The sequence below is a fragment of the uncultured Faecalibaculum sp. genome (assembly GCF_910588395.1).
In the GTDB taxonomy this organism is placed as follows: Bacteria; Bacillota_I; Bacilli_A; order Erysipelotrichales; family Erysipelotrichaceae; genus Faecalibaculum.
On sequence record NZ_CAJUPA010000056.1, the window covers coordinates 1 to 11,005 of the forward strand.

The 11,005-nt window shown below is 55.5% G+C and carries 12 protein-coding genes; 8 read left to right on the plus strand and 4 right to left on the minus strand.

The window, feature by feature from the left end; translation table 11 throughout:
- Window positions 1-225: 225 nt before the first annotated feature.
- Window positions 226-444, plus strand: coding sequence for a 50S ribosomal protein L31 (gene rpmE, locus QZ305_RS10990; protein WP_294731984.1), 219 nt, complete (start codon window positions 226-228; stop codon window positions 442-444).
- 106 nt (window positions 445-550) lie between these two features.
- The gene (locus tag QZ305_RS10995; RefSeq protein ID WP_294731985.1) at window positions 551-1,696 is read left to right on the plus strand and encodes an aminotransferase class I/II-fold pyridoxal phosphate-dependent enzyme; all 1,146 of its coding nucleotides are present in this window, start codon (window positions 551-553) and stop codon (window positions 1,694-1,696) included.
- Window positions 1,697-1,800: 104 nt separating this feature from the next.
- Here the strand turns inward: QZ305_RS10995 and QZ305_RS11000 are convergent, their stop codons facing one another.
- Window positions 1,801-2,628, minus strand: coding sequence for an N-acetylmuramoyl-L-alanine amidase (locus QZ305_RS11000; RefSeq protein WP_294731986.1), 828 nt, complete (start codon window positions 2,626-2,628; stop codon window positions 1,801-1,803).
- Window positions 2,629-2,713: 85 nt separating this feature from the next.
- On the opposite strand from QZ305_RS11000, the gene QZ305_RS11005 reads away from it, so the two are divergent.
- A complete protein-coding gene (locus QZ305_RS11005; RefSeq protein WP_294731987.1) occupies window positions 2,714-3,937 on the plus strand; it encodes a helicase-related protein in 1,224 nt (407 codons plus the stop codon).
- The gene (locus tag QZ305_RS11010; protein WP_294731988.1) at window positions 3,889-4,566 is read left to right on the plus strand and encodes a ComF family protein; all 678 of its coding nucleotides are present in this window, start codon (window positions 3,889-3,891) and stop codon (window positions 4,564-4,566) included. The genes QZ305_RS11005 and QZ305_RS11010 overlap by 49 nt, the downstream gene beginning before the upstream one ends.
- On the opposite strand, the gene QZ305_RS11015 is transcribed toward QZ305_RS11010, so the two are convergent.
- Together QZ305_RS11015 and QZ305_RS11020 are read right to left on the minus strand one after the other, a co-directional pair.
- Window positions 4,545-5,153, minus strand: a complete 609-nt coding sequence (locus tag QZ305_RS11015) for a TetR/AcrR family transcriptional regulator (protein WP_294731989.1) — start codon at window positions 5,151-5,153, stop codon at window positions 4,545-4,547. The genes QZ305_RS11010 and QZ305_RS11015 overlap by 22 nt on opposite strands.
- Entirely contained in the window at window positions 5,150-5,737 is a 588-nt protein-coding gene (locus tag QZ305_RS11020; protein WP_294731990.1) for a TetR/AcrR family transcriptional regulator, read from the minus strand. The genes QZ305_RS11015 and QZ305_RS11020 overlap by 4 nt, the downstream gene beginning before the upstream one ends.
- A 273-nt stretch (window positions 5,738-6,010) precedes the next feature.
- On the opposite strand from QZ305_RS11020, the gene QZ305_RS11025 reads away from it, so the two are divergent.
- The 3 genes from QZ305_RS11025 to QZ305_RS11035 are packed head-to-tail and all read left to right on the plus strand — an operon-like array spanning window position 6,011 to window position 9,348.
- Entirely contained in the window at window positions 6,011-7,315 is a 1,305-nt protein-coding gene (locus tag QZ305_RS11025; RefSeq protein WP_294731991.1) for a hypothetical protein, read from the plus strand.
- Between the two features lie 17 nt (window positions 7,316-7,332).
- Window positions 7,333-8,322 (plus strand): bifunctional N-acetylglucosamine-1-phosphate uridyltransferase/glucosamine-1-phosphate acetyltransferase, encoded by a 990-nt coding sequence (locus tag QZ305_RS11030; RefSeq protein WP_294731993.1) that lies wholly within the window; start codon window positions 7,333-7,335, stop codon window positions 8,320-8,322.
- Window positions 8,323-8,349: 27 nt separating this feature from the next.
- Entirely contained in the window at window positions 8,350-9,348 is a 999-nt protein-coding gene (locus tag QZ305_RS11035; RefSeq protein WP_294731995.1) for a ribose-phosphate pyrophosphokinase, read from the plus strand.
- A gap of 145 nt (window positions 9,349-9,493) precedes the next feature.
- Here QZ305_RS11035 and QZ305_RS11040 read toward each other — a convergent pair whose 3' ends face one another.
- The gene (locus QZ305_RS11040; RefSeq protein ID WP_294731996.1) at window positions 9,494-10,279 is read right to left on the minus strand and encodes a TatD family hydrolase; all 786 of its coding nucleotides are present in this window, start codon (window positions 10,277-10,279) and stop codon (window positions 9,494-9,496) included.
- 110 nt (window positions 10,280-10,389) lie between these two features.
- Between QZ305_RS11040 and QZ305_RS11045 the strand changes: the two genes are divergently transcribed.
- Window positions 10,390-10,797 (plus strand): DUF3284 domain-containing protein, encoded by a 408-nt coding sequence (locus QZ305_RS11045; RefSeq protein WP_294731997.1) that lies wholly within the window; start codon window positions 10,390-10,392, stop codon window positions 10,795-10,797.
- The last annotated feature ends 208 nt before the right edge of the window (window positions 10,798-11,005 follow it).

Sequence of the window (11,005 nt, forward strand, 5' to 3'; positions counted from 1 at the left end):
TATTATTAAAAATTCCAATCTGAGATATGTTCAGATGGAACTGTGAAAGACCCGGGATATCGTACCATGGGCGGTCTGTTTTTCAGAGCCGGGTCCCTGGCTTCGGGAGACACAGGATGATGGTTTTTGTTTCTTCGGGATTGCCCGGACTGATTTTTTCTGTTACCATTACAAGGCACTTACTTTGGGCACGCATGAGGCTCAAGGCGGAAGGAGGACAAGCGTATGAAAAAGGGAATCCACCCCGATTACCACAAGGTTAAAGTCGTATGCACGTCCTGCGGGGCAGAATTTGAATCCGGTAGTACGGTAAAGGGCGATGAACTGCGTGTAGATACCTGCAGCAACTGCCACCCGTTCTTCACTGGACGTCAGAGATTTGCCGCTGCGCAGGGACGTATCGAGAAGTTTAACCGGAAGTACGGACTCAAGAACGAAGAATAGCAGGAAACGGCGTCATGCCGTTTTTTTCTATATCATGGTAATGTACAGAATGACGGCTGCATCACATGCAGGCAGTGGCTGCCATTGGAAAGCAGAGGTATGAATCATGAAAACTGCAGAGAGAATGGACTGCTTCAAACGTCCGGCATTTGCCGATGTAAAGGCATATGCGGCTCCGGGCGCCATAGATTTCACACTGGGTTCTCCGGATATCGCGCCGGAACCTTCCATCATGAAGGCAATTCAGGAGGCGGCGGGAATACCCGGCAACTACCGGTATGCAGTCAAAGGGCTGCCGGCTCTGGTGGAGGCTGTGCGTGTCTGGTATGAAAAACGGTATGACACTTTCCTGGATCCGGAGGAAATCTGCCTGCTGCAGGGCAGTCAGGAAGCGCTGGTGAATCTGCCGCTGGTATTCTGCAACCCGGGGGACGGGGTGCTGATCCCCAATCCCTATTATCCGGTGTACGAACAGGCGCCGCAGCTGGCTCAGGCCAGAGTTCTTTACATGCCGCTGCTGGCTGAAAACCAGTACCTGCCGGATCTGGATGCCATCAGTCCGGAGGATCGGAAGAATGCCAGGCTGCTGCTGGTGAGTTATCCCAACAATCCCACCGGTGCCACGGCCCCGGACTGGTTTTACGAAAAGCTGATCCGCTTCGCGCGGGAGAACGACATTCTGGTCATTCATGACAACGCCTATTCCGAACTGGTGTATGACGGAAAACCGGGAAAAAGCTTTCTTTCCTTTCCCGGAGCCCGGGAAGTCGGTGTGGAACTGAATTCGTTTTCCAAAACCTATGGCATGGCCGGGGCCAGACTGGGGGTCATGGCCGGCAACCGGGAAGCGGTGCAGGCGTACAGGGAGCTGAAATCCAATCTGGATTACGGCATTTTTCTCCCGGTGCAGTATGGAGGAATCGAAGCGCTGGAACATGGGGGTGCTGCCATTCCGGAGACCCGGAAGGAATATGAACGGCGGCGCAACTGTCTGATTGCAGAATTTGCCAAGGCCGGCTGGGTGATTCCACCCTGCAAAGCCACGATGTTTCTCTGGGCGCCTGTTCCCTCGGGCATGGATTCTGAAACCTTCGCCCGCCTGCTGGCGGAAAAAGCCGGTGTGCTGGTGACACCGGGAATCCGGTTCGGGTCTCAGGGGGAAGGGTTTGTCCGCATCGCCATGGTGCAGGATGAAGACATGATCCGCAAAGCCGCCGAACAGATCCGGGCTTCCGGGCTGTTTCGGCGCTGACAGAGGCTCACGGACCGGACGGCAGCACAGAACAACCGCCATATGCAAAAAGAGTGCCGTATCAGTCAGGCACTCTTTTTTGCGCAGTTCCAATGGAAAATCCGTTATTCCTGCATGTATTCTTCCGTGTACGTTTCATCGGTGTAGACAGGATCTGTGTATCCGGAATCGGGAATCTGATTCTCCGGTGCCGGTTCAGCGGCTGCCGGCAGACTCACCCCGGTGTCCAGACCATGAATGGAATCATAGTAAGCCTGAGCCAGGGCGGTGGAAATGGCATCCTGATTGGCCGGGTCACGCATCTGCATGGCTTCCGAGGGATTGGACAGAAAACCGGTTTCGAACAGCATGCTGGGAATCCCCAGCTGGTCGACCACAAAGATGCTGCCAATGTCGCTGGTCTGGCGGAAACCGAGAGAAGGACCCCAGTTGGCGGCAGTCAGATAATTGTCCAGATTCTGGCAGATCCGCTGGCTCACAGCATCATCCTGGCGGACAATCCCGAAATGGCCCTGCGCAGTGGTATCCTCCGCAGAATTGCAGTGAATGGCCAGATAATAATTGGCGCCGTAATTGATGGCCATGGCCACCCGGGCCTGCAGGTCCTCCGCTTCGTTGTCCGGCCAGGATACATTGTCATCGTACCGGGTGAAGATCACCTGAATGCCCGGATCGAGATTGTGCAGTTTTTCACCTGTCTGGAGCGCCAGTGCCAGCGCCACGTCCTTTTCCATGGTTCCATCCGCTGCCAGAGCACCGGAATCATAACCGCCGTGTCCCGGATCGATCATCACCGTGGCAGTTGGATTCTCCACAATATAGTTATGGGACTTCCAGATCTGTTCCGTGACAAACTGCGAGAGTCCCCAGACTGCCACACCGCCCAGCACAAGCCAGACAACCAGAATGGGCAGCCATTTCTTCTTTTTCATCGAATCTCTCCCCCTGTATGTTCCCATGATATAAAAAACCGGGGAATTTTCGCAAATTTCAGGCAGAATGGCGAATATAAATAGTATGGAGATACAGAGAAAACACAGAACGATCCGGGCGTCTGCCCGGAGAACCGCTTTGCCTGCAGGGGAAAGAGAATGTCCGGATCTGATCTGCCACCGCTGCGGAAACCGGGATATCCGGCTGTTTGGCTGGGACCGGGGCATTCCCTACTGCCGCCGCTGTGTGGCGTTCTCCCGTCTGGATGCAGGTCAGTCCATCCCGGTGCCGCATCTGAAACCGCCGGTATGGAACGGTCAGGTGCATCTGGAGTTCGAACTCACAGTGCATCAGAAACAGGTCTCGGACCAGATTCTGGGCTGGCTCCGGCAGGGAGAGCCGGTGTTCTGCTATGCCGCTGCCGGCGCCGGCAAGACAGAGATCACCTTTGCGTCCATTGACTGGTTTCTGAAACAGGGGAAGAAAGTGTGCTTTGCGATTTCCCGGCGCCAGGTGGTGCTGGAAATTGCTTCCCGTCTGCAGGCGGCGTTTCCCGGACTGGAGGTGGTGCCGGTGTGCGAGGGATTCACCTCCGTGACAGACGGAGATCTCATCGTGTGCACCACCCATCAGCTGTACCGGTATCCGGAAGCCTTTGACCTGCTGATTCTGGATGAGCTGGATGCCTTTCCCTACCGGGGCAATGCGCTGCTGGAGGAACTGGCCCGGCGCAGCTGCCGGGGTGTGAGACTGATGCTGTCGGCTACACCGGATGAAGACAGTCTCCGGGAAATCAGCGCCGGACGGATGCAGGCTGCCAGACTGTTCCGGCGGCCCCATGGCAAACTGCTGCCGGAACCGGTTTTTGTTCTGCTTCCGGTCTGGATGCAGGTGATCCGGCTGCTGTTTCTTCAGCGGCGGATGAGGGGGAAACAGATCCTGGTGTTTGTGCCCCGGATCCGGGATGGAAAGCGGCTGGCCAGGCTGCTGAAATGCCCCTGCATTCACAGTCAGAGCCCGGACAAAGACGACATCATGAACCGGTTCCGCCACCGGGACTTCGATGTTCTGGTATCCACCACGCTGCTGGAACGGGGAATCACGGTTCCTTCCGTTCAGGTGATCGTTCTCAAGGGCGACCACCCCGTTTTCACCATGGCCAGCCTGGTTCAGATATTCGGACGGGCAGGCCGGAGTTTTCATGACCCGGAAGGAGAGTGTCTGTGTCTGGCGGCTTCCATGAGCGATTCCATGAAACAATGCGCAGATTTGCTGCGCCGGATGAACGAATCTGTCTGTTCTGCCTGAATGAATATTCGCTGAACACCGATTTTACCCAGCTGCTGCTGGATGATGATTGTCTGTGTCCTGAATGCAGAAAAAACATCCATGTGCTGAACCGGACCTACCGGATTGACGGCCATAACGTGCATGTACTCTATGAATACAATGAATTCATGGAACAGCTGCTGTTTCAGTACAAGGAAGACCAGGATATCGCGCTGGCCGGACTGTTCCTTCATGGTCATCCCCGGCTGATCCGGCGGCTGAGAAAAAGACAGCTGGCAGCCCTGGCATCCTGGCCGGACAAAAATCTGGAACGGGGATTTGATCCGCTGACAGAAATGCTGCGGCCCTGGAACCTGGATCTGATTCATCCCTGGGAAAAGACGGCGGCGTTCAAACAGTCGGAAAACGACCCGGACAGCCGCCGCCAGGTCGCTCATCTCATCCGTCCTGCATCTCTGCAGCCCGGCAGGCAGGATGGCCGCCGGCTTCTGATACTGGATGATGTGATCACCACCGGTGCCACCCTTCAGGCACTGTTTGACCTGGCCCGGGATGAACGCTGTGAAGCCCTGGTGCTGGCAGCCCATCCGCTGTGGCTGGCAGCCCATGAAAAAGACAGGCGGGCTCATCCGGCTTTTTTCCGGTGATCCACGCCTGTCTGTCTGTAAACTGCCTCATAATCCGGAAGAATCATGTCTTCCACCATCCGGCCATACTGCCGGAAAAAGGGAAAGGCGCCATTGGTCATGATCCATTTCAGCGTCAGACCCAGGCTCAGGTTCTTCAGAGCCATGAACAGCTGCTCGGGATCGCTGGTGTTGCGGATCTGACCGGTTTCCTGCGCCAGGCGGATGGCTTCCACTGTGCGCTGTTTGCCCCCGGCACTGTACCGGGCTGTGATGGTGTGCTCGTGGAAGTTGAGAATCATGTAGCGGGAAAGAAGTGCGGGTCCCAGATCAATGGACCGGGAAGCGGTCATGGAAAGACCAATCCAGATCAGCCCCACATAGTCATTGGACGGCTGATGCTCATCCATGGCCTGCAGCAGGGCTTCCAGCGCTCCGTCGTAGTAATGACGGAGCGGTTCCTCCTTGCTGTTGACATATTTGTAGAATGTGGGCTTGGTGATCTGACAGGCATTGCAGATGTCCATGACGCTGGTTTTGTCGAACCCTTTTTCCCGGAACATGGTCAGGGTTGTATCCACGATCTGTTCCAGCCGTTTCCTGTTCATGCCTTCACTTCCTTTCCGGCACGGTCCTGATGCATGAACACAGCACCCAGATCCCGGCAGAAATCCTCCAGGATGTTGCAGCGGCCTTCATCCAGACACCAGTAGGCACCATATCCCAGACTCATTCCCACCCCCGCCTTGTACAGGGACTTAGGATCGGAGGGATTGCCGATCTGTCCGCATTCCTGGGCTTCCCGGATGAGATCCACCATCAGATCGGTGAAAGCCGGCACATCGTTGAAGGTGCCCATATATTCTTCCAGATTGGAAATGAACACCTGATTGTACAGATCCGGACCCAGATCGCAGGCGTGGCGCATGAACATCAGATATCCGTCCAGAATTTTCTGATAGCAGTCTGTTCCCTCCGGAATCCGGTACCAGTCGTCCGGAATGGCTTCCGCCATGGAGGAAAAGAAATAGCTCAGCAGGGTCTGCTTGCTGGCCAGATATTTGTAAAATGTGGGCTTTGTGATGTCACAGGCATCACAGATGTCCTGAACGGATACAGCCTCATAGCCTCGCTGCCGAAAGAGATCCAGGGATTTCTGAATGATCTCGTTCTTCAGTTTTCTTCGTTTCATGGATCGACTCCTTGTGGTTTACCCGGGTAAACCCTCCTCAACACATGTTTCAATTATAACCGAAATGTCACTGCTCCGGCATCTGAATGCTTCGTTCTTTGCGGGTTGATGCAGGAAAAAGAGGCACGTGTCATCCATGTCCGGACACCTTCAGGCAAACAGCCGCGAACAGGCCCGGCAGCCTTCGGGCAGACAGCCCCCGGGGGTTCGGGAAGCCGGCGCTGCAGCGGGGCTGGTCTATGGTATCATTGAGAAGATAGGGGGAAATTCAGAATGAGTCAATCAAAGCGGGACGATCGTCTGGACGCGCTGCTGGACAGTTTGTCCCAGGATACAGAGCTGGAACGGAAAATGGATGCTTTTTCCCATACCCGGGAAGAGGAGAAAGCCGGTACCGGACCGGTGCTGAGTGCCAGAGACAACAGAGAACCTGATACAGAGGACGAAGGGGACATTCCGGATTTTGCTTCCGGATTCTCCGGAGACACCATCGTCACGGACAGGCCGGTGGTGCAGGAACCGGAAGAGGCCGGAGGCACCATGGTCTTTGCCCCGAAGGAGATCGAAGACACCGCCAGCTCCCCGGAAAGCACCGTGGTGCTGGACAATGGAGAAATCGACAGCCTGATCGAGGAGGAAAAGGGGCCTTCTCTCAAGCGGGAACGGGTCAGCCGTTCAGGGGGACGCCAGAAGGAACACAAAAAAACAGACTGGCGGGCTGCGGGAATCATTGCCGCTGTCATTGCGGTCATTGCCCTGGGTGCCCTGCTCATTTTCGGCATCTCTCACGTGATGCAGAGCATGACTGCCGACAAGACAGAAGAAAAGGACACACAGGCGGATTTCGATGCGCTGAAAACCTGGGCACAGGGTCTGTCCGGCACATCGGGTACCGGCATCAAAAACTACGAAAGCCGCTGGAACAGACTGACGGACAAACAGAAACGGGAAATCAACGAAATTCTCCGGGACAGAACCGGAAAATCCTTTGATGAAATCCTGGCGGAGGAAAAAGCCGGCGAAAAGGCGGACAAGGACAACAACAATACGGAAGTCGCGGAACAGAAAGCCCGGCTGAAAGACCAGATTGCCCAGCTGCAGAGTCAGCTGGCCTCGGCGCAGGCAGAGTATGACAGCGCCCAGGGAAAAATCAATGATGCCCAGAGCCGGGTGGACAGCGCCAATGCCGCTCTGGCAGACGCCCAGAACACCTATGGTTCGGCTCAGCAGAGTGTTAATGATTTGTCGGCACAAATAAAGTCTCTTGAATTAAGCATGGATGATATAAATGCTCAATTAGATGAAGAGGAATCACCGATGACGCCCAAAGCACAGGAATTGATGGCTAAAATGAATGAATTGAAAGGTCAGAAGTCCTCTTTGGAATCCCAGCTTTCTACCGCTCAGTCCCAGATGGATCAGGCCTCCGGTGTGATCCAGGCGCGGGAGAATGATCTGGCTTCCGCCCAGGGCGCACTGGATGCCCTGGCGGGATCCACCGACAGTGCCCAGAGCCGCATTGATGACCTGAACAGTCAGATTGCCGCCCTGCAGTCCCAGCTGGATGCACTGAATTGAAAGAAGGAGAGGAATTTATGAGAAGCGCCATCATTCTGGCAGCCGGAAAGGGGACCCGGATGAAATCCGATTCCCCCAAAGTGCTGCATCCCATCATCGACCGGCCTATGCTGGGCTACATCGTGGATGGTCTGAAGGAAGCGGGAGCCAGCCGGATCGTGGTTGTGGCCGGCTACAGAGCCGATGAGGTCAGAAAGGCATTCCCGGATCTGGAATTTGCCATTCAGGAACCGCAGCTGGGCTCCGGACACGCGGCCATGCAGGCCACAGCCCTGGCACAGGAAACCGGCCTGACGCTGGTCATCAACGGAGACGGTCCCTGCATTCAGCCGGATACACTGAAAAAGCTGTACGAAGCGGCTGAAGGAAAGAGCCTGACGCTGCTGAGCTCGGTGCTGGAAGACGGCGCACATTACGGCCGGATTGTCCGGGACGAAAACGGCGGTGTGACAGCCATCGTGGAAGCGAAGGACTGCACGCCGGCGCAGCGGGAAATCCGGGAAGTGAATGCAGGCATGTACTGCTTTGACACACAGGATCTCTTTGAGGGGCTGAAAAAGCTGACACCGGACAATGCGCAGAATGAGTACTACATCACGGATCTGGTGAAGATCTTTGCGCAGGAAGGAAAAAGCGTGGATGCCATCGTCATCGATGATCCCGATGAGACTGCAGGAATCAATGATCCTGTCGAACTGGCCGCTGCCTGGTCTTGGCTGCAGCAGAAGATCTGTGAACGGCATATGAAAAACGGCGTTCAGATCTGCGATCCTGCCCGCACGGTGATCGGCAAGGATGTCGTCATTGGCCGGGATGTGCTGATTGAACCGGATGTGACGATCCTGGGCAGCAGCATCATCGGCGACGGGGCGCGGATTCTGGCAGGAACCCGGCTGGAGAATGCGGTTATTGGAAAAAGAGCCTGCATCGATGCCTGCAGAGGGTATAATGTTACAGTGCCTGATGATGCACAGGCAGGTCCGTTCGCGGTCCTGAAAAACGAGTAATGATTTAATAGGAGTTCAGGAAATTTCATGGAAAACACAATTGTATTTGCACTCTCTTCCAGCAAGGAGCTGGCGAATCAGGTCTGCGAGATTCTGGGACAGGAACCTGGCAAAGTCACAGTGAATCACTTTGCGGATGGCGAGATCCTGGTGGAGCTGGGCGAGTCGGTCCGGGGCAAGGATGTGTACTTCATTCAGTCCACCAACAATCCGGTCAACGACAACCTCATGGAACTGCTGATCGGCATTGATGCGGCCAAGCGTGCTTCCGCCAGAACCATCAATGCAGTGATTCCGTATTTCGGCTATGCCAGACAGGACCGCAAGGCAAAACCCCGGCAGCCGATCACGTCAAAGCTTGTGGCCAGTCTGCTGGAACAGGCAGGCGCAGACCGTGTCATCACCATGGACCTGCACGCCACACAGATTCAGGGGTTCTTCGATGTACCGGCAGATGACATCACGACGCTGACACTGGTGGGAGAATACCTGAAGGAAAAGGAAACCGGCAAGGATCTGGTTGTCGTATCCCCCGACCACGGCGGTGTGGTCCGGGCAAGACGCCTGGCCGAACAGCTGGATGCGCCCATTGCCATCATTGACAAGCGCCGGCCCAAACCCAATGTGGCGGAAGCCATGAACCTGATCGGAGATGTGAACGGCAAGACAGCCATCATCATCGACGATATGGTGGATACAGCCGGCACGCTGACCTCGGGCATCAAAATGCTCCGGGACAAAGGCGCCACCAAAGTGTATGCAGCCTGTGCTCATGGTATTCTTTCCGGTCCGGCCATTGACCGGCTGAAAGCCGCAGATCTGGAGGAATTCATCTGCACGAATACCATTGACCAGACCGAAAAACGGGATCTGTATGAAGAAATGACCGTCATTTCCGTGGCACCGCTGCTGGCTGCCACGATCCAGGCCATTGAAACCAACGCGCCTCTGTCCCTGGCTCTGAATTCAGCCGTGGAAGAGTCCGAGGAATCCATCAAGGAACTTTGTCACAAGCATGATCATTAACCTGACCGCCGGCTGGCGGAAACAGGAAAAAGCCGGTTCTCACCAGCCGGTCATGACTGGTCATGTACGAAAAAACTGCGGACGCCCTCCGCAGTTTTTCAGGTTTTCAGCCGTTCGGTCTGCCGTTTGCATTCGTCAGAACTCGTCAGAGCGTCTGACCGCTGTCAGCAGATTCGGGTGCCCGGAACAGACGGTCAAAGTTTGCCTGAATCTGCGCCGCCAGCTCCAGTTCATCCATGTCCTTGAGCCCGGCAATCTTCTGCTCGGTATACATGACGTAGGCAGGCTCATTCCGCTTCCCCCGCATGGGCACCGGTGCCAGATAGGGAGAATCGGTTTCTGTCAGGATCCGGTCCGGCGGACAGGCTTTTACGCATTCCGGTCCGTGTTTCGCGTTTTTGAAAGTCACAGGCCCGGCAAAGGAAATCAGGGAATCCAGCTTCAGAGCTTCCTGCATCACTTCCGGAGACCCGGAGAAACAGTGAAAGATGATGGGAGTGCGGGCTTTTTCCCGCAGCATCATCAGGGTATCCTGACTGGCGTCCCGCATATGGATCGCCACGGGCAGACCGTACCTGGCCGCCATCTCCAGCTGAGTGGAAAACAGGTCTTTCTGCACCTGTCGTGCCGGTGTCGGCCAGTGATAGTCCAGTCCGATTTCCCCCAGCACATCCACGTGGCCCGAAGCCAGTGCATTGTCCAGAAACGCCAGACGCTCTTTGGTGACTTCATCCGCGTCACCGGGATAAAAACCAAAGGCAATCCGGAAACGCTCCGGATCCCGCCGGCGGATTGCCAGAGCCCGAAGGTATTCGGTTTCATTTGTGCAGACAATCATGACTCTGGAAACTTCGGACATTCTCTCCAGCACCTTGTCCAGGTCAGGGTATAATTCATCACAGGTGATGTGGCAGTGGCTGTCAGTGTACATGCAATTCCTCCGGAACAGAACAGTCTGTTTCCGTCATGATACGCACAAACGCATCTGTCTGACAACGATTTGCCGCAGTCCCTGAACACAGTACGGAAGAAGGAGAACCTGTGAAGGATACAATCACACTGCATGTCAGCGCCCAGGCGCTGTTTGACATCATGAAAAAATCGCTGATCCTGGAAACCGGGGAAAAGAAGCCGGATATCCGGCCGGGATACAGCTGGTCAAAGAAAACCGGCCCCCGCCGCACCCGGGTGACGATTACGGAATGGAAAGAACCGGCGGTGTACGCTGCCCGCTTTGTCACAGACGGCAAAACCCTGCATGTGCGCTATGACCTGGAACCGGCGGGAAAGGACCAGGTTCGTGTCACTTACAGCCATGAACTGGAAGGGACCGGCTTTCTGGTCCGGCGAAAGGAAAAAGCTGCTGTCAGACAGGCACTGACTCTGCTCAGGAATGTGGAAACCGCGATCCTGCGTCAGCAGGAAAGCACAGACCAGGTGGCTTCCTGATTCAGTCCCGCAAACAGTCAGACCCCGCAGACGCAGACATACCTGCAGGATACCTCCCGCAGGAAGGACGGACTGCCGGCAAGCCGAAAACCCGGAGACTGCCCCTGTTCTGAACAGGTCAGAGCAGGCAGTCTCCGGGTTTTTCTGTTTTCTGTAAGCGACGTTAATTGCCCATATTAAAAACAGGACTGAGTCCCAGTACCATCAT